This window comes from Pigmentiphaga sp. NML080357 (assembly GCF_002188465.1).
Lineage (GTDB): Bacteria > Pseudomonadota > Gammaproteobacteria > Burkholderiales > Burkholderiaceae_B > Pigmentiphaga.
On record NZ_NINW01000059.1, the window covers coordinates 16,796 to 34,773 of the forward strand.

18 protein-coding genes are annotated in these 17,978 nt (G+C 67.9%); 10 read left to right on the forward strand and 8 right to left on the reverse strand.

Going from position 1 to position 17,978, the window contains the following annotated elements:
• Positions 1–5 precede the first annotated feature (5 nt).
• From CDO44_RS27015 to CDO44_RS27030, 4 genes are read left to right on the forward strand one after another with little or no spacing between them, the layout of a single operon-like run.
• On the forward strand, positions 6–1,028 hold the full coding sequence (locus CDO44_RS27015; protein WP_158213458.1) for a tripartite tricarboxylate transporter substrate binding protein: 1,023 nt from the start codon (positions 6–8) through the stop codon (positions 1,026–1,028).
• The gene (locus CDO44_RS27020) at positions 1,025–2,263 is read left to right on the forward strand and encodes a CaiB/BaiF CoA-transferase family protein (protein ID WP_087783377.1); all 1,239 of its coding nucleotides are present in this window, start codon (positions 1,025–1,027) and stop codon (positions 2,261–2,263) included. The genes CDO44_RS27015 and CDO44_RS27020 overlap by 4 nt, the downstream gene beginning before the upstream one ends.
• A gap of 12 nt (positions 2,264–2,275) precedes the next feature.
• Positions 2,276–3,649, forward strand: coding sequence for an acetyl/propionyl/methylcrotonyl-CoA carboxylase subunit alpha (locus CDO44_RS27025; protein ID WP_087783378.1), 1,374 nt, complete (start codon positions 2,276–2,278; stop codon positions 3,647–3,649).
• Positions 3,650–3,679: 30 nt separating this feature from the next.
• Positions 3,680–3,901 carry an acetyl-CoA carboxylase biotin carboxyl carrier protein subunit gene (locus CDO44_RS27030; RefSeq protein ID WP_087783379.1) on the forward strand — a complete coding sequence of 74 codons (222 nt, stop codon included), beginning with the start codon at positions 3,680–3,682 and terminating at the stop codon, positions 3,899–3,901.
• Here CDO44_RS27030 and CDO44_RS27035 read toward each other — a convergent pair.
• Both CDO44_RS27035 and CDO44_RS27040 read right to left on the reverse strand, forming a co-directional pair.
• Entirely contained in the window at positions 3,888–4,487 is a 600-nt protein-coding gene (locus CDO44_RS27035; protein WP_087783380.1) for a DUF2239 family protein, read from the reverse strand. The genes CDO44_RS27030 and CDO44_RS27035 overlap by 14 nt on opposite strands.
• 108 nt (positions 4,488–4,595) lie before the next feature.
• Positions 4,596–5,384 carry an HpcH/HpaI aldolase/citrate lyase family protein gene (locus CDO44_RS27040; protein ID WP_158213459.1) on the reverse strand — a complete coding sequence of 263 codons (789 nt, stop codon included), beginning with the start codon at positions 5,382–5,384 and terminating at the stop codon, positions 4,596–4,598.
• Between the two features lie 131 nt (positions 5,385–5,515).
• On the opposite strand from CDO44_RS27040, the gene CDO44_RS27045 reads away from it, so the two are divergent.
• The 6 genes from CDO44_RS27045 (at position 5,516) to CDO44_RS27070 (ending at position 11,451) form a co-directional block, all read left to right on the forward strand.
• Positions 5,516–6,823, forward strand: a complete 1,308-nt coding sequence (locus tag CDO44_RS27045) for an aromatic ring-hydroxylating dioxygenase subunit alpha (protein ID WP_087783382.1) — start codon at positions 5,516–5,518, stop codon at positions 6,821–6,823.
• A 26-nt stretch (positions 6,824–6,849) separates the two neighbouring features.
• Positions 6,850–7,332 carry an aromatic-ring-hydroxylating dioxygenase subunit beta gene (locus CDO44_RS27050; RefSeq protein ID WP_158213460.1) on the forward strand — a complete coding sequence of 161 codons (483 nt, stop codon included), beginning with the start codon at positions 6,850–6,852 and terminating at the stop codon, positions 7,330–7,332.
• 19 nt (positions 7,333–7,351) lie between these two features.
• The gene (locus CDO44_RS27055) at positions 7,352–8,191 is read left to right on the forward strand and encodes a fumarylacetoacetate hydrolase family protein (protein ID WP_087783384.1); all 840 of its coding nucleotides are present in this window, start codon (positions 7,352–7,354) and stop codon (positions 8,189–8,191) included.
• A 33-nt stretch (positions 8,192–8,224) separates the two neighbouring features.
• Positions 8,225–9,646 carry an MmgE/PrpD family protein gene (locus CDO44_RS27060; RefSeq protein WP_087783385.1) on the forward strand — a complete coding sequence of 474 codons (1,422 nt, stop codon included), beginning with the start codon at positions 8,225–8,227 and terminating at the stop codon, positions 9,644–9,646.
• An 82-nt stretch (positions 9,647–9,728) separates the two neighbouring features.
• The gene (locus tag CDO44_RS27065; protein ID WP_087783386.1) at positions 9,729–10,703 is read left to right on the forward strand and encodes a tripartite tricarboxylate transporter substrate binding protein; all 975 of its coding nucleotides are present in this window, start codon (positions 9,729–9,731) and stop codon (positions 10,701–10,703) included.
• Between the two features lie 4 nt (positions 10,704–10,707).
• Positions 10,708–11,451, forward strand: a complete 744-nt coding sequence (locus CDO44_RS27070) for an SDR family NAD(P)-dependent oxidoreductase (protein WP_087783387.1) — start codon at positions 10,708–10,710, stop codon at positions 11,449–11,451.
• A gap of 51 nt (positions 11,452–11,502) precedes the next feature.
• On the opposite strand, the gene CDO44_RS27075 is transcribed toward CDO44_RS27070, so the two are convergent.
• The 6 genes from CDO44_RS27075 to ileS all read right to left on the reverse strand — a co-directional run bounded on the left by CDO44_RS27075 (position 11,503) and on the right by ileS (position 17,949).
• A complete protein-coding gene (locus CDO44_RS27075; protein WP_087783388.1) occupies positions 11,503–12,219 on the reverse strand; it encodes a GntR family transcriptional regulator in 717 nt (238 codons plus the stop codon).
• A 10-nt stretch (positions 12,220–12,229) separates the two neighbouring features.
• Positions 12,230–12,679 (reverse strand): dUTP diphosphatase, encoded by a 450-nt coding sequence (gene dut / locus CDO44_RS27080; RefSeq protein ID WP_087783389.1) that lies wholly within the window; start codon positions 12,677–12,679, stop codon positions 12,230–12,232.
• Positions 12,676–13,248, reverse strand: a complete 573-nt coding sequence (locus tag CDO44_RS27085; protein ID WP_087783390.1) for a phage holin family protein — start codon at positions 13,246–13,248, stop codon at positions 12,676–12,678. Before CDO44_RS27085 ends, dut begins: the two co-directional genes overlap by 4 nt.
• A 10-nt stretch (positions 13,249–13,258) precedes the next feature.
• A complete protein-coding gene (coaBC, locus tag CDO44_RS27090) occupies positions 13,259–14,518 on the reverse strand; it encodes a bifunctional phosphopantothenoylcysteine decarboxylase/phosphopantothenate--cysteine ligase CoaBC (protein WP_087783391.1) in 1,260 nt (419 codons plus the stop codon).
• Positions 14,519–14,632: 114 nt separating this feature from the next.
• Positions 14,633–15,133, reverse strand: coding sequence for a signal peptidase II (lspA, locus tag CDO44_RS27095; RefSeq protein WP_087783392.1), 501 nt, complete (start codon positions 15,131–15,133; stop codon positions 14,633–14,635).
• A complete protein-coding gene (gene ileS, locus CDO44_RS27100) occupies positions 15,133–17,949 on the reverse strand; it encodes an isoleucine--tRNA ligase (protein WP_087783393.1) in 2,817 nt (938 codons plus the stop codon). Before ileS ends, lspA begins: the two co-directional genes overlap by 1 nt.
• Positions 17,950–17,978: the final 29 nt, after the last annotated feature.

The following is a 17,978-nucleotide window of genomic DNA, read 5'->3' on the forward strand; positions in this document are numbered from 1 at the left end:
GAGACATGGAGACTATCGATCAGGGCCGCCGCCGCGCCGCCGCCATGCTGGGCGCTGGCATGGGCGGCATCTTGTGCGGTCTGGCCGCAGGCCCCGTCTGGGGCGCCTGGAAGCCGGACATGAACGTGGATTTTGTCGTGCCGGCGGGGCCGGGCGGAGCGCTGGACCAGACCGGCCGCGCCATGAAGCAGTTCTACGACGAGACTGCCGGCCCGGGCGCCAAGTCGTTCCTGGTCACCAACAAGCCCGGGGCAAACGGCAAGATCGCCTTCGAGGTACTGCTGCAAAAGCGCGGCGATCCGCATTTCCTGTCCATCAATTCGCACGGCTACATATCGAGCTACCTGACGGGCAACCTCGACATCCTGCCGCATCGCGACCTCACGCCCATCGCGGTCATCCAGGACGAGTTCGTGGTGGCCGCCGTGCGCGCCGAGTCGCCGGTGAAGTCGGCCGCCGACCTGGCCGAGCGCCTGCGCAAGGACCCTGGCAGCCAGCGCATAGGCGTGGCCACCAGCATCGGCAACCATATCCACATCGGCACGGCCAAGGCGCTGGGGGCGGCAGGAGTGGACGTGCGCAAACTCGTGGTCGCGCCGTTCAAGTCTTCCGCGGAGTCCATGGTGTCCCTGGTGGGCGGGCACCTGGACGTGGTGGCCGCCACCACGCCCAATGTGATCGCGCTGAAGAAGGCGGGCAAGATCCGCGTGCTCGCGGTGAGCGCCGGCGAGCGCCTGGGCGGCCTGTTTGCCGACGTGCCGACGTGGAAGGAGCAGGGCATAGATTCGACCTTCAGTTCGTCCATGGGCATCGTCGCGCCCAAGGGAATCTCCGAGGAGCAGGTCCGGTTCTGGGAGGATCTGTGCCGGCGCATGAGCCGCTCGGCGATGTGGGTGCAGCTGGCCGAGACCAACCAGAGCCGGCCCAACTTCATGGGGCACCGCGATGCCGCGCGGTTCTACGAAGAGGAGTACCAAAGCATGCGGGAGATCGTGGGCAGGCTCGGCTTGCTGGAGGCCGGCAAATGAGCAACGCCAGGCTTGCGGGTCATCCGGGACCGCTGTCGGGCTACAAGGCCATCGAGATCTGCTCCACCGTGGCCGGTCCGGCGTGCGGGCGCATCCTGGCCGATTTCGGCGCGGACGTGATCAAGATCGAGCCGCCTGGCGGCGATCCGCTGCGCAACATGGGCAAGCACGTGGGCGACGTGTCGCTCTATGCGGCGACCGCGTTGCGCAACAAGCGCGCCATAGTGATCGACCTCAAGCAGGACGAGGGGCGCGACCTGGTGCGGCGGCTGGCCGCCAAGACCGACGTGCTCGTGGAGAACTACCGGCCGGGCGTGATGGAGCGGCTGGGCCTGGGATACGAGGAACTGTCGCGCGAGAACCCGGGGCTGGTGATGGTGCGCATCAGCGGCTATGGCCAGACCGGGCCCTACCGGCTGCGGCCGGGCTATGGCGCCATCTGCGAGGCCATGGCGGGCGTCAGGCACCTGACGGGCGATCCGGATCGGCCGCCGGCCCGCGTGGCCGTGGCCACCACGGACTATCTCTCGGCGGTCTACGCGGCGTTCGGCACGGTCTCGGCCCTGCTCGACCGGGCGCGTACCGGCAAGGGGCAGGTGGTGGACGTGGCCTTGTACGAAACGGCGTTCACGCAGATGGAGGTCTACGTGCCGGCGTTCAAGACGCTGAACCTGATCCCGACCCGAGTGGGCCCCAACCTGCCCAACATGGCGCCCAACAGTCTCTATCCCACCCGCGATGGCGGCTATGTGCTGATCGCGGCCAACAGCAACCCCACCTTCGAGCGGCTGATCGCGGTCATGGGCCGCCCCGAGCTGATCGAGGATCCGCGCATGAGCTCGATCCGCGCGCGCGGGGCGAACATCCCGTATTGCAACAGCGTGGTAAGCGAATGGACGCTGCAGCACGACGGCAGCGAGATCGAGCGCTTGCTGCTCGAGGCGGAGGTGCCGGTATCGCGCGTCTACACCATGGCCGACATTTTCGAGGACCCGCAATTCGCCGCCCGCGACATGCTGCCCGAAGTGCCTCATCCGGAACTCGGGACACTGCACCATCCCGGCATCGTGCCCAAGCTGAGCGAGACGCCGGGCCGCATCATGCATACAGGTCCGGACCTGGGACAGGACACGCGCCAGGTGCTGGCCGAGGAACTGCAGCTGTCGCCGAGCGAGATCGATGCGCTGGTCGAGCGCGGCATCGTGGCCTGCGGCGAACCGGGGAAGCCGGCATGAGGAGCGACCGCCATGTTCGATAAGGTGCTGGTGGCCAACCGCGGCGCGGTCGCGGCCCGCGTGCTGCGCGCCCTCAAGCAGCTCGGCATCCGGACCGTGGCCGTGTATTCCGAGGCGGACCGCGACCTGCCCTACCTGGCGTGGGCCGACGAGACCTGCGCGATCGGGCCAGCCGATGCCCGTGCCAGCTATCTGAACCAGGATGCGCTGCTTGCCGTGCTGGCCGAGACCCGCGCCGATGGCCTGCACCCGGGCTATGGCTTCCTGTCCGAGAACGCCGGTTTCGCGCGCCGCGTCGCCGCGCAGGGGGCATGCTTCATCGGCCCGGGCGCGGACTGGATCGAGGCCATGGGCCACAAGACGCGCGCCCGCGAGCTGATGGCAGCGCGCGGCATGCCGCTGGGACCGAGTTCCGGACTGCTGGACGACGACGCCGAGGCAACGCTCGCGGCCGCGCGGCGCATCGGCTACCCGGTGCTGGTCAAGCCCGCTGGCGGGGGAGGCGGCATAGGCATGCTGGCCGCGCACGACGACGCGCAGTTGCTGGCCGCCGTCGCGCAGGCGCGTTCCCTGTCACAGCGCAGCTTCGGCTGCGCGGATCTCTACCTGGAGCGACTGGTCGAACGGCCGAGGCACATCGAGTTCCAGGTGCTGGCCGACCGTTACGGCAACGTGCGGCATTTGTACGAGCGGGAATGCTCGGTCCAGCGGCGCCACCAGAAGGTCGTGGAGGAGGCATCGGCGCCCGGCCTGCCGCGCGCCGCGCTGGACGCCGCGGCCGATGGCGTCACCCGCATCTTGGCCGACATGCGCTACGACGTGATCGGCACGGTCGAGACCCTGTACGACGGCGGGGGCGGCTTCAATTTCCTGGAGATGAACACGCGCCTGCAGGTCGAGCATGCGGTCACGGAAGCGGTTACCGGCATCGACCTCGTGCAGGCCCAGGTGCGCCTGGCGTGGGGCGACCGGCTGGATGACGTGCTGCCGCCATCGGTGGGCCTGGCGGGCCATGCGATCGAGGCGCGCATCTATGCCGAGGATCCGGTGCGCTTCCTGCCGTCGCCCGGGACGTTGGCCAGACTGGAATGGCCGTCCGGTCCCGGGGTACGGGTGGAAACGGGCTACGCCCAGGGGTGCCGCGTCACGCCGTACTACGACCCCATGATCGCCAAGCTCATCGTCCACGCGCAGGATCGCCCGCGTGCGTTGGCGGCGCTCGAACAGGCCCTGCGCGCCACGGTGATCGAAGGGGTCAAGACCAACATTCCGTTCGTGCTCGCGTTGCTGCGCCATGAACGGTTCGTCAACGCGGACATCGACACCGGCCTTGCGGCCGAGGTCGTGCGGGATATGAAGGCGGCTGCCGCGGCGAGCGCCGCGTGAGTCCGATGGACAATGACAGGGGGAGGCGCCATGGCGCGTATCGAAGTGCAATCCGAGATCACCGGCACCGTGTGGAAGGTGGAGACTTCCGTCGGGGCGAACGTGGACGCGGAGGCGGCGCTGCTGATCGTGGAGTCCATGAAGATGGAGATCCCCGTCCCGGCGCCTGTCGCCGGGACGGTGCTGGAGCTGCGCGTGGGAGAGGGCGACCCGGTCGAGGAAGGCCAGGTCGTGGCCGTCATCGAGGGGTAGCGCCTGCCGCCAGGCGCAGCGCGTAGTCGCGCACGTCCGCCGGCCAGTCGCGCAGCAACGCCGCGAAGCGCTCGCCGTCGCCCGCGAAGAGGGCGCGGGCGGCTTCCTCGAAGCCGGGCAGGTCGCCCGCCATGGCGGACATGAAATGGTAGGCCGCTTCGCGCGCGCGCCGCTGCTCGTCCTGGCCCGCGTGGGCGCGGCGCGCTTCCTCCACCAGCTTGCGCAGCGCCACCGAGGCGCCGCCGGGCTGGGCATTCAACCATTCCCAGTGGCGGGGCAGCAAGGTGACCTCGCGCGCGACCACGCCCAGTTTGGGGCGTCCCTTGCCGCGGGGCGCCGCGGGCTCGCCGGCGGCGCTGGCTTCGTCGGGGGCGGCCGACGGCAGCGGGCCCAGGCGTGCCAGCACCTCGCGTTCCGAGCCGCGCGTGTCGATGTCGAAGGCTTTGCCGGTCGCGTCGTCGAAGATGAGAATCGGCGCGTGGTCCGGCGCGCGCGCGGCACGCCGCACGGCCAGCGCGACGTCGCGCAAGGGGCCGCTCGCGAGCAGGCGGTGGCCGCCGAAGGCGGTGCAGGTAAGGGCAGGCATGGCATTCACCACAAGAAAGAATGTGGTGATAATTTACCCGGGTAAAAATGAAATTGCAATATCACCCGGGTAAATTTATTGGCATGTCGACGATCCGCAACGATCGCTTCAGGTATAGCCCGATGCCGCGGGATTGGCCGCGTCGCCGCGCGCCCGCGCCAGTTCCTGCCGCGTGCCGGCCTGGAGCAGCGCGCTGTCCTTGGCGATGGTGACGAAGCCGAATCCCTGGTCGGCATACCGGCGTCCCGAGGCGCCTCCCGAGCACTGGATGCCGGCCACGCGGCCATGGCGGCGGCAGGCCTCGAGAATGGCCGCGACCGCGTCGGCGTGTTCCTTTTCCGGCTTGTCCAGGTCAGGCTCCAGCCCCAGGCCCAGCGCCAGGTCGGCGGGACCGACATAGATGCCGTCCAGGCCCGGCGTGGCGACGATTGCCTCCAGGCTGTCGAGCCCCCGGCGGCTTTCGATCATTACGAAGCACATGGGCTCGTCGCCCAGCGTGGCCGTATCGCGCGCCTGCCGCACCAAGGCCGAGCGGATGGGGCCGTAGGAACGGATCCCGGCGGGCGGATAGCGGCAGGCCGCGACGGCCGCGGCCGCCTGCGCAGGCGTCTCGCACATCGGCACGATCACGGCTTGCGCGCCGGCGTCCAGCGCCTTGGCGATCATCCAGTCCGTCGCGGCCGGCACGCGCGTCACGGGAATGCCGCCGGCGCGTTCGATGGCGGTGAACATGGGCGTGACCTCGGCATAGTCGATCAGGCCGTGCTGCTGGTCCACGCAGACGTAGTCCAGTCCTCCCGCGGCCAGGAGTTCCGCGCCGAACGCGCAAGGTAGGGCACACCATCCGCCGAACACGGTTCGCTTCTCGGCGATCGCTAGGCGCAGGACTTTCGACATGACTGCCTCCCGTTGGGGGTTTTCACGCATGGGCGTGGATTCGTACGAAAAGTGATTGACAAAGATTCTGGCTGCCAACAGACTAAAAGTGTATCCACTTTTTCACGGCAGAGATAGTGTCAAAGGCAAGCATGAGCAGGACACCAGAGATCGATGTTGGGGACTACGTCCGCGAGATACCCGGGCAGCAATTCCTCGTTCGCACCGAGGCGTACACGGACGAGGACGTCTTCGAGCTGGAGATGAAGCACATCTTCGAGCGGACCTGGATCTACGTCGGACACGAGACCGAGTTTCCATCGGCCGGCAGTTTCAAGACGGCATACGTCGGCCGCCAGCCCATCGTCGTGATCCGCGACAAGGAAGGAAAGATCGGCGCCTTCTTCAACCGCTGCGTGCATCGCGGCGCGACGCTGCTGCGCGAGCACCAGGGGACCGTGCAGGAAATGCGGTGCCCGTACCACGGCTGGATCTTCGACCTCGCGGGCAGGACGCGGCTGGTGTCCGAACGAGGGGACCCGGGCGGCTATGGCGCCAACTTCATCGAACCGGAAGGCCTGCTGCGCGTGCCGCGGCTGGAAAGCTATCGCGGCCTCTTGTTCGTGTCGCTCGATGCGGACATCCAGCCGCTGGCTTCCTACCTGGGCGAACTCAAGACCGTCATCGACGCCAAGCTCGACCTCTCGCCCGTGGGCCGCATCGCGATCGCCTCCAAGCCCTATGTCTGCCGATACCGGGGCAACTGGAAGCTGCAGACCGAGAACATCGTCGATGCCTATCACTTCATGCACACCCACGGCGCCTTCGTGAAGCTGCAGGCAAAGTACGGCGACAGTACCGGCGATTTCGGCGTGCACAAGGGACGCAGTTCGCGCGAGATGCGGGAGCAGCGCTTTCGCGGCGAGACCTGGTCCTGCCGGCAAGGGCATGGCTTCGCGCGCGTCCCGGCGGCCGATCCCGGCTATCTGCTGGACGGCGAGTTCGGACGCATGTATCGCGAGCTGTTGGATAGGCATGGCGAGGCGGCCTTCGCGGGGATCACCTCCAAGACCACCTCCACCGTATTCCCCAGCATGGGCATGATCCACCAGCAGATCCGGGTCTGGCGCCCGATCTCGGTCGACGAGACCGAGGTGCTGATCTACCCGTACGAGATCGAAGGCGCGCCCGATGCATTCAACGCCGGCATGCTGCGCAGCCAGGAGCGGTTCTATGGGCCGTCGGGGTTCGGCATGACGGACGACACCGAGATATTCGCGCGCGTGACGCAGGGGCTGCGCGCCAGCAGCGTGGAATGGCTGGTGTTCGACCGCGGCATGGACAGCGATGAGCGGACCGAGAGCGGCGACTACCGGGGCCTGCCGTCCAGCGAAGCGCCGCAGCGCGCTCTCTGGCGGGCCTGGAAAAAAATGATGCAGCAGGCATCGAAGCACGCTTGAGGCGGGAACCGAGCATGGAAAGCGCAATGTTGCAAGACATCACCCAGTTCATTTATCGCGAAGCCCGATTGCTGGACGACAGGCGGTTCGACGACTGGCTCGGCTTGTTCGACGACGACGGCCTCTACATCGTGCCGCTGGTGGACGAGGCGCAGCCCGGCCGGCAGGCCGCCATCGTCAATGACGACAGGATGGCCCGCGAAGAGCGCGTGTATCACCTGGTCAATCACTGGTTTCCGGCGCAGCAGCCGCCGTCGCGCACGCTGCACTTCGTCTCGAACGTCGTGGCCGACGAACGCGGCGGTCTCTGGTCCGTATCGAGCAGCCAGTTGATCCACGAGATCCGCGGCGGCGACTGGACCCAGGTCGGCCTGGGCCAGAAGAACGCCATCGTGGCCCGCGTCGACTATCTGCTGCGCCGGGACGACGGCGGATTCCGGATCCACGAGAAACGCGTCCACCTGCTCGACCGGGCCGGATGGCAAGGCAATCTCGCCTTCATTTATTGATACTCAGGGGGCACAGCACATGAAGCTGGTCAGGTACGGCGCCGAAGGATGCGAGCGGCCGGGCATGCTGGACGGGCAGGGCGGGCTGAGGGACTTGTCCGGGCTGCTGCGGGACATCGATCCGCAGGCCATGGCGCGCGGCCTCCAGGACAGCCTGGGCGCGGTCGATGCCGAGAGGCTGCCGCGGATCGATGGAACGCCTCGCCTGGGACCGCCGCTGGCGCGGCCGGGAAAGATCATCGCCATCGGCCTGAACTACGTCGACCATGCCAAGGAATCCGGCATGGCGATTCCGGCCGAACCCGTGGTGTTCATGAAAGCGCCGTCGACCTTGTCGGGACCGTATGACGACGTACCGAAGCCGGCGAAGGCCGAGAAGATGGACTGGGAGGTCGAGCTGGGCATCGTCATCGGCAAGTCCTGCCGCGACGTGTCCGAGCGTGATGCGGCCGGCAACATCTTCGGCTACGTGCTGGCGAACGACCTGTCCGACCGGGCCTTCCAGCTCGATCGCGGCGGCCAGTGGGACAAGGGCAAGAGCTTCGACCGCTTCTGTCCCGTCGGTCCCTATCTCGTGACCCGGGATGAGATCGCCGACGTGCATGCGCTCGACATCTGGCTCTCGGTGGACGGCGAGCGCGTGCAGCAGAGCAACACCCGCCAGATGATTTTCAACTGCCCGGCCATCGTCAGCTACCTGAGCCAGTGCATGACCCTGGAGCCCGGCGACCTGGTCATCACCGGCACGCCGGCGGGCGTCGGTCTGGGCATGAAGCCTCCGCGCTACCTGCGGGGCGGCGAGCTGATCGAACTGGGCATCGCCGGCCTGGGCACGCAGAAGTACCGCATCACCCGCTGATCCCCCGTCAACCGTTTTCCACAGGAATCCCGCATGCACGCCGTCTCTCCCAACGATGCATTTCTTGATCGCCTGGCCGCGTTCTGCATCCGTTCCCGCCGCTTCGAGATCGATGCCGCCTGTCGCGAGGCCGTCAGGAAGATCGTGCTGGACTCGTTCGGCGTGGTGCTGGGTGCGCTGGACCATCGCGCCGCCCGGTGCGCGCGCAAGTTTGCCGCCTGCTTTCCGGTGCCCGCGGGCGGGGCCCGGCTGTGGGGAACCGGCGAGCGCGTCGGCATCGAGCATGCGGCCCTGCTCAACAGTCCGCCGCTGCGCGCCTACGACTTCAACGATTTCTATCTCGGCCGCCTGGGCGGCGCCCATCCCAGCGACATCCTGACGGGTGTGATCGCGGTGGCCGAGTCGGCCGGCGCGGGGGGCCGGGAGGTGACGCGGGCCTTGTGCCTGGGCTACGAGATGATCGTCGCCATGAGCGACTACATCGATCCCGACCGCGCCGGCTGGGACTATCCGTGCCTGACCGCGCTGGGCGCCACGGCCGCGGTCGGCGACATGCTGGAGCTCGATCATGCGCAGTTCCGGCAGGCGTTCTCGATCACCGTGAATGCGAACTATCCGTCGCTGGAAGCGGAGTCTTCCGAGTTCGACGCGCATGGCGAGCTGACCATGTGGAAACGCTTCAACGGCGGCGACGGGGTTCGGCACTCGATCTACGCCTGCCACCTGGCCAAGTGCGGCGTGGAGGGCGTGGTTCGCCCCTTCGAGGGGAAGTTCGGCTATCTCGCCAAGCTGCAGGTTACCCCCGACGAGGCGGAACAGGCCATGCGGCGCATCGAAGGCATCGAGCGCTTCGAAGGCATCGACCGCGGAAGCTTCAAGCGCTGGCCGGTCGGATCTCGCGCGCAGAGCGCCATCCAGTCGGCCCTGCGCGCGCGTGCCGCATGGCAGCAAGCCGGCCGGTCGTCCGGCACGATCGCCAAGGTGACCGTGCATGCCGACCCCGGGGTATATCGCCACCTGTACGAGATCCGCGTCGATCCGTTCGCGCCCCGCACGCGCGAGGCCGCCGACCATTCCCTGCCCTACATCGTCGCGGCCGCGCTGGTGCAGGGGGGCATCAGCCCCGCCAGCTTCGAGGCGCCGCTGCGCGAATCGCCCGAGCTGCGCCGGCTGCTGGATGGCCGCGTCCGGGTGGTGCAGGCCGAGCCGGCTTCGCCGTCCAACCTGTTGTCGGAAGTGGTGATCGAGGACGAGGCCGGCAATCGCTGGAGCGGCGGCCGGGAGGCCGCGCCCGGGTCGGCCGGCGTGCCGATCTCGTTCGACACCCTGGTCGAGAAGTTCAAGGAAAACCTGGGCGCAGGCCGGGCCGCGCAGGCCGAGGCATTGATCTTGGCCGTGGCGAATCTCGATGCGTGCGTCGACATACGGAAACTGGTGGACGAGACGGTGGCCTGAAAGCCATCGCCTCTGGATGCCGCGCAGGCAGCGTGCTTGGCGGTGGATGTGCCGTGTAGAGCTTCTATGAGAGGGCCTTGCCATGCTTACCCGTTCAGTCTGGAAATTCCTGCTTGTCCTGTGCTGTGCCGCGAGTTCGTCCCTCGCGCTGGCCGACGAATTCCCCAACAAGGCCGTGCGCTTCATCGTGCCCTTCTCGCAAGGTACCGGACCTGACCGCCTGGCCCGCCTGGTCGGGGAAGAGCTGGCGAAGGTCTGGAAGGTCCCGGTGGTGGTGGAGAACCGGCTCGGGGCGTCGGGCCACGTCGGCGCCCAGGTCCTGGCCCAGTCGCAGCCCGACGGCTATACCGTCGGCGTCATGGGCAGCAATATCTCGGTCACCGCGCACCTGATGAAGTCCGATACCTTCGTGCCCATGCGCGACCTGCAGCCGCTGATCATCGCGGGCTATGGCGACATGACGCTGGTGGTCTCGGGCAAGTCGCGCTTCAACACGCTGACGGAGTTCCTGGACTACGCCAAGGCCAATCGCGGCAAGGTGGCGTTCGCCAGCGCCGGCATAGGCTCGCCTTCGCACATCTTCATCGCCCAGTTGCAGCAGAAGACGGGCACCGAATTCCTGCACGTGCCGTACAAGGGCACGGCCCCGGCCGTGACCGATCTGATCGGCGGTCAGGTCGAGGCGTTCTTCATCGCCACTCATACCGTCAAGCCCTATCTCGCCTCGGGCCAGTTGAAGGCGCTGGGCGTGGGGGCCGAGCAGCGCAACTCCCATGCGCCCGACATTCCTTCCTTCGCCGAACTGGGCGTGAAAGATTTCTCCACCGAAGCGTGGTACGGCTTCATGCTTCCGACCGGCGTGCCCGCGCCGGTTGCCGAGAAGCTGTACCGCGACATCCATGCGATCGTGAGCAACGAACCCGTCCGCGGCCAGCTCGACAAGTTCGGGCTGACCATGCGGCCATCCACGACCGCCGAGATGCGCGAGTTCGTCGGCAAGGAATTCCGGCGCTACGGCGAAGTCATCGCGCAATACAACATCAAGGCCGAGGAGTAGGGCGATGCGGACAGGGGCGCAGCAATTTCCCGCGGTGATCGACGTCACCGGCATGTCGGTGCTCGTGGTGGGGGCGGAAGGCGGCGTAGGGCCCGCCGTGGTGGACGGCTTCGATGCGCATGGGGCCAGGGTCCATGCAGGATACCTGTCGCCCGGCGGCGTCGCGGACATGCCCGGCGACCGCGTGCCGGCGAATGCGGATCCGGTCGCGATCCGCGATTTCCTGGATCGGGTGGAAGCCTCCAATGGGCCGCTCGACGCCCTGATCTTCGTTTCGCCGCCGGTATCGGTGGGTAAGGCGCTGGACATCGATCCGGCGCTGTATGCCCAGATCGCGCGTGACGAACTGGTGCTGCCCGTGTTGTTGCTGCGGGAAGCCGCCGCCCGGATGGCGCAGCGCGGCTTCGGGCGCCTGCTGTCGTTCTGCTCGATGTCGGGCAAGACCGGCGCGCACCCGGGCGTCAGTCCCTATGCCGCGGCCAAGGGCGGATTGATCGCGTTCACCCGTTCGCTGGCGGCCGAACTGGCGCCGCGGGGCGTTACCGCCAACGCCATCGCCACCGCATTGTTCGACGTCCAGGTAACCAAGACCGGGGAAGACCTGGAGCACGTGCTCAAGGGCATTCCCGTCGGGCGCGTGGGGCGTTCGCAGGAAGCCGCGGCGGCCGCCTTGTTCCTTGCCTCGCGCCTGTCCGGCTACATTACGGGGGAAACGCTGAACATGTCCGGCGGGCGCTTCATGGACTAGGGCCTGGGCGAGGCTCCTTTCAGGAGGGCGGGCCCTAGGCGCCGCCGGCGGCTACAGGCGCACGCGCAAGACCGCCACCGCGTTCTGCATGAAGATCGGCGTGTAGTCCGGGTCGATCAGCTTGATCGAGGCCGTGGCCGAGCGCACGAGCTGCAGGGTCTGGATACGCTGCGCCGCCTGAAGGTCGCCGGTCTCGTAGGCATGCAGCAGGCCGGCATGGTCGCCCCGGTCGTCGCCGAACAGCGACGGCGAGGTCTGCTCGAGCGAGTAGCGCGCGCGTTCGGTCCGGTGCCAGTATTCGTCCATCTTGTCGATGTACATCCTGCCCGCCGGCCGGTTCAGCCGGCGGTGGAAATCCAGGTGCAGGTCGCGCCAGTGGCTGGACTGCTCGCCGTCCTGGCGCGACATCCTGTCCACGACCTTCTTGCAGGCGGCCAGTTCGGCGCGGCTCAGGCGGCCCATGGATACCTGGGTGGCAATGGCCTGGCAGGCGATCCACAATCCATAGATCTGGTCGACTTCCTCGGCCGTGAGCTGGGTGACCGTCATCCGGTACTTGAACCGCGCCTCGGCCAGCCCGTCGGCCTGGAGCATGCGCAGGGCCTCCCGCACCGGAGTGCGGCTGACGCCATACTTCTGGGAAATATGGACCTGGTTCAGCTCATGGCCGGGGCGGAACTCGCCCTGGAAAATGCACTTGCGCAGCGCCTCGTAGATGCGCACGGCCTCGAGGTCCGTATCGGAGCCCACGCTGTCGGTCTTCGCCATGGGCGTGCGATCAATGCTTGCCGGTGCTTCCGAACCCGCCCGCGCCGCGGTCGGACTCGGCGAAATCGTCCACCACGTTGAAACCGACCTGCGCCACCGGCACGATGACCATCTGCGCCAGGCGGTCCATCGGTTGCAGCACGAAGGGCTCCTGTCCGCGGTTCCAGGTCGATACCATCAACTGGCCCTGGTAGTCTGAGTCGATCAGTCCGACCAGGTTGCCCAGCACGATGCCGTGCTTGTGGCCCAGGCCGGAGCGCGGCAGGATCATCGCGGCGTAGCCCGGATCGCCGATGTGGATGGCCAGGCCGGTCGGCACCAAGGCGGTCTGGCCGGGGGCGATGGCAAGCGGCGCATCCAGGCAGGCCCGCAAGTCCAGTCCGGCCGATCCCGGCGTGGCATAGGCGGGCAGGTACTCGCGCATGCGCGCGTCGAGAATCTTCAGGTCTACGGATTTCATGAGCTACGGTGGGTGGAGGAACGTTGGGCGCGGTTGGCGGGGCGGGAAGGAGGCACGAAGGGCGGCAGCGAGACGCCCGGGATGGACTGCGCGCCCCGCAGCGCGCGGCGGCCGCGCAGGAACAGCATCCGCGCGACGATGAAGAGGATGACGGTGCGGACGACGTGGAACGGTTCGAGCGGATCCTCGTCCAGCAAGGCGGCCGCAATGCTGGCCGCCGTCAGCACGCCGAACAGCACGCCCAGCACGATCTGGATGGTGCCGCTCACCGCGCGGCTGCCTTGCGCGGCCAGCGTCGCGTTGGAGGCGGGTTCGCTGACGCCGGCCGGCATATGCGAGGAGGGCGGCGCCGGCGCCGTCGGCGCGGACGGAATGCCCGTGCCGGCCGTATATTGCTGCCCCGGGCTGCGCGTTTCCTTCTGGGCGCCGGGCAGCCGCAGCGCGGACTGGAATCCGCCGGTTCCGGTCTTCAGCAGGCCTTGCGCCCCCGGCGTGCCCGCGCCGCGGTTGACCATCTTGTCGATATAGGCGGCGTAGTCGCCGCCAGGCGGTTCGGCGTCGAACGGCATGGTGCTTCCTCTAGATGTCCCGGGCGCCTGGGCGCTGCGGATCCGGCTGCGCCGAACCGCCGCCGGCCGGCGCGGGCGGCAGGCCCGCCATGCGCCGGCTGATCTCGGCCACCAGCTGGCGCGCCGCCGCGAGCTTGGACTGGCGCGCAAAGGGGTGTTCGCCGGCGTCGTCATACAGCACCAGCGCGGTATCGTCGCGGCCCAGGGCATCCTGGGCCAGGTTGCCCACCAGAAGCGGGATGCGCTTGCGCGCCCGCTTCTCGGCCGCATGGCGGGCGAGGTCCTCGGTCTCGGCCGCGAAACCCACGCAGTACGGCGGGCGCGGCAGGCCCGACACGGTGGCCAGGATATCCGGATTCTGCACGAACTCCAGGCGGGGCGGTCCGGCCTCGGTCTTCTTGAGTTTGCTTGCGCTGACTTCCTTGACCCGCCAGTCCGCCACCGCGGCGACCGCCACGAAGACGTCGGCATCGGGCACGCCGGCCATGACCGCATCGAGCATCTCGCGCGCGGTCATGACGTTCACGCGCCGCACGCCGCGCGGCGCGGGCAGCGCGGTCGGGCCCGACACCAGCGTCACCTCGGCTCCGGCCTCGCGCGCCGCGCGGGCGATCGCATAGCCCATCTTGCCGGAGGAGACATTGGTCAGCACCCGAACCGGATCGATGGGCTCGGAGGTCGGTCCCGCCGTCACCAGCACCCGCTTGCCGGCCAGCAGCTTGGGCTGGAAGTGGGCGATGAGGTCATCCAGGATTTCGTGCGGTTCCAGCATGCGGCCCGAGCCGACCTCGCCGCAGGCCTGGTCGCCTTCGGCCGGGCCAAGCAGGGTGATGCCGTCGGCGCGCAATTGGGCCGCGTTGCGCTGGGTGGCAGGGTTGGCCCACATCTCGCGGTTCATCGCCGGCACCAGCAGCAGCGGGCAGGCGCGCGCCACGCACAGGGTGGTCAGGAGATCGTCGGCCATGCCGTGCGCGAGCTTGGCCATGAAATCGGTGCTCGCAGGCGCCACGACCACCGCGTCCGCGCCGCGCGTCAGGTTGATGTGCGCCATGTTGTTGGGCACGCGTGGATCCCACTGGTCCACGTAGACGGGACGGCCGGAGAGGGCCTGCATCGTGACCGGGGTGATGAAATGCGTGGCCGCCTCGGTCATGACGACGTCCACCGTTGCGCCGCGCTCGGTCAGGCGCCGCACCAGCTCGCCGATCTTGTAGCAGGCGATGCCGCCGGTCATACCGAGGACGAGGCGCTTGTTGGCGAGGTCGGACATGGGCGGAAAGCGGATATTGTGTATTTCCGCATTATGCGGCAAAAATCCGCGGGCGCTGGCGGCGCCGGGCCGGAACGACGTCCGGCCGCCCCGGGGGAATGGCGCCGGCCTGCCTCAGGCGGCGGCAGACGGCCGCTTGGCCCGCCGCAATTCGTCCACGACCAGCAGCACCGCGCCGATCGTGATCGCCGAGTCCGCGAGGTTGAAGGCGGGAAAGAACCAGTCGCCGTAGTGCACCAGCACGAAATCGATGACGTGGCCGTGGATGAAGCGGTCGATGACGTTGCCCAGCGCACCGCCCAGGATGAGCGTGAGCGCCCACGAGAACAGGCGCTGGTGGCCGTGGCGCGACAGCATCCAGACGATAAAGCCCGACACCGCCAGCGCCAGGACGGTGAAGAACCAGCGCTGCCAGCCGTCGGCGCCGGCCAGGAAGCTGAAGGCGGCGCCGCGGTTGTACAGCAGCGTGAGGTCCAGCACCGGCAGCAGCGGCAGCCGTTCGCCGTAGGCGAACAGCCCGTCGACCGCGACCTTGGTGATCTGGTCGGCGACGATGATGAGCGCGGCGATCGCCAGCCACCCCGCCAGTCGGGAGCGAGAGACGACGGCGCCCATCAGGCGAACTCGCGCGGTTCGCCGCTGCCTTCGAGATTGGCGACGCAGCGGCCGCAGATCTCGGGCTGTTCGGGATCGACGCCCACATCCTCGCGCCAGTGCCAGCAGCGCTCGCACTTGCGGTGGCTGGAAGGGGCGACCTCGATGCGCAGTTCTCCGTCGGTGGCATGCACGTCCGCGCGCGAGACGATCAGCACGAAGCGAAGGTCTTCGCCCAGGCTGGCAAGCAGCGCGTGATCGGAGGCCGGCGCATGGATGTCGACCTCGGCTTGCAAGGACGAGCCGATGCCGCCCGCCACGCGGACTTCTTCCAGCTTCCTGGTGACTTCGCCGCGCAGGTCGCGGATGCGGTTCCACTTGTGCAGCAGCGCCTCGGCGTCCTCTTGCGGCGGGATGGCGTGGAAGACTTCGGTGAAGATAGTGGGCGAGTCTTTCCTGAGCAGCGCCCAGGCTTCCTCCGCGGTGAACGAGAGGATGGGCGCCATCAGCTTGAGCAACGCCTGCGTCACGTGCCAGAGCGCGGTCTGCGCCGAGCGCCGCGCCACGCTGTCGGGCGCGGTGGTGTAGAGGCGGTCCTTCAGGATATCGAGATAGAAGGCGCCCAGGTCTTCCGAGCAGAAGGTCTGCAGCCGCGCGGTGGCCGGATGGAACTCGTAGCGGTCGTACAGCGCCGTGATCTCGTCCTGCAGCCGCGCGGTCATGGCAAGCGCGTAGCGGTCGATCTCGAACATCTGCGCTTGTTCCACGGCCTGGGCGGCGATGTCGAAGTCGCTCAGGTTGGCCAGCAGGAAGCGCAGCGTGTTGCGGATGCGCCGGTACGATTCCACGACCCGCTTGAGAATCTCGTCGGAGATGGACAGCTCGCCGGAGTAGTCGGTGCTGGCGATCCACAGGCGCAGGATCTCGGCGCCCAGGGTATCGGAGATTTTCTGCGGGGCCAGCGTGTTGCCCAGCGACTTGCTCATCTTGCGGCCCTGGCCGTCCACCGTGAAGCCGTGCGTGAGCAGGGCCTTGTAGGGCGGCGTGCCGTTGAGCATGCAGCTGGTCAGCAGCGAGGAGTGGAACCAGCCGCGGTGCTGGTCGGAGCCCTCCAGGTACAGGTCGGCGGGCCAGGCGGCATCGGCGGCGTGCGAGCCGCGCAGCACGGTCTGGTGAGTGGTGCCGGAATCGAACCAGACATCCAGCGTGTCGCGGTTCTTCTCGTACATCTCGGCTTCGTCGCCCAGCAGTTCGCGCGGATCGAGCGACTGCCAGGCCTCGATGCCGTCTTTCTCGATGCGCTGGGCGACCTGCTCGATGAGTTCCACCGTGCGCGGGTGCAATTCCCCGGTTTCCTTGTGCACGAAGAAGGCCATGGGCACGCCCCACTGGCGCTGGCGCGACAGCGTCCAGTCGGGCCGGTTGGCGATCATCGCATGCAGCCGCGCCTTGCCCCAGGACGGGTAGAAGCGGGTGGCCTCGATGCCTTCGAGGGCGCGTTCGCGCAGCGTGCCGCCGCCCTCGGCGGGCAGGATGTCCATGCCGGCGAACCATTGGCTGGTGGCGCGGTAGATGACCGGCGTCTTGTGGCGCCAGCAATGCATGTAGCTGTGGCGCAGCTTCTCGACCTTGAGCAGCGTGCCCGCCTCTTCCAGCGCGGCGACGATCTTGGGATTGGCGTCCCAGATGGAGAGCCCGCCGAACAGGGGCAGCGTGGACGCGTAGCGGCCGTCGCCCATCACGGGGTTGATGATGTCCGCATCCGGCATGCCGTTGTTCTTGCACGAGACGAAGTCCTCGACGCCGTAGGCCGGTGCCGAGTGCACGATCCCCGTGCCCGTGTCCAGCGTGACGTAGTCGCCCAGGTAGATCGGCGACAGCCGGTCGTAGCCGGGATCCTTCCTGGCCAGCGGATGATGGAAGGCGACGTGGTCCAGCGCCTGGCCCTTGCAGGTGGCGACGATCTCGCCTTCCAGGTCCCAGGACTGCAGGCAGGCCTCGACCCGCTCGCGGGCGAGGATCAGCAGCGTGCCCCAGGCCTGGGGCGTTTTCACGCGCACCAGCGCGTAATCGATTTCGGGATGGACGTTCAGCGCCTGGTTCGAGGGAATGGTCCAGGGCGTGGTGGTCCAGATGACGATGGCGCCTTCCCCGTCGATGGACGGCAGGCCGAAGGCCTTGGCCAGCGCGGGCCGGTCGGCGAAGGGAAAGGCCACGTCGATGGCCGGGTCGGTGCGGTCGGCGTATTCGACCTCGGCCTCGGCCAGCGCCGAGCCGCAGTCGAAACACCAGTTCACCGGCTTCAGGCCGCGGAACACGAAGCCTTTTTCGAGGATGGCGCCCAGCGCGCGCAGTTCGTCGGCCTCGTTGCGAGGGTTCATGGTCAGGTAGGGATGGTCCCAATCGCCCAGCACGCCCAGGCGCTTGAAGTCCTTTCTCTGCCGGTCGATCTGCTCGGTCGCATAGGCGCGCGCCTTGGCCTGCACTTCGGCCACCGGCAATCCCTTGCCGTATTTCTTCTCGATCTGGATCTCGATGGGCATGCCGTGGCAGTCCCAGCCAGGCACGTACGGGGCGTCGAAGCCCGCCAGCGTGCGGCTCTTGACGATGATGTCCTTCAGGATCTTGTTGACCGCGTGTCCCAAGTGGATGTCGCCGTTGGCGTAGGGCGGGCCGTCATGCAGCACGAAGCGCGGACGCCCGGCGCTGGCCGCGCGGATGGCCTGGTAGACGCGCTTCTCTTCCCAGGCCGCGACCCAGCCGGGCTCGCGCTTGGCGAGATCGCCGCGCATGGGGAACGGGGTATCAGGAAGGTTGAGGGTTTTCTTATAGTCCATGGAGACACAGGTTTTGCACATCAGCCCCG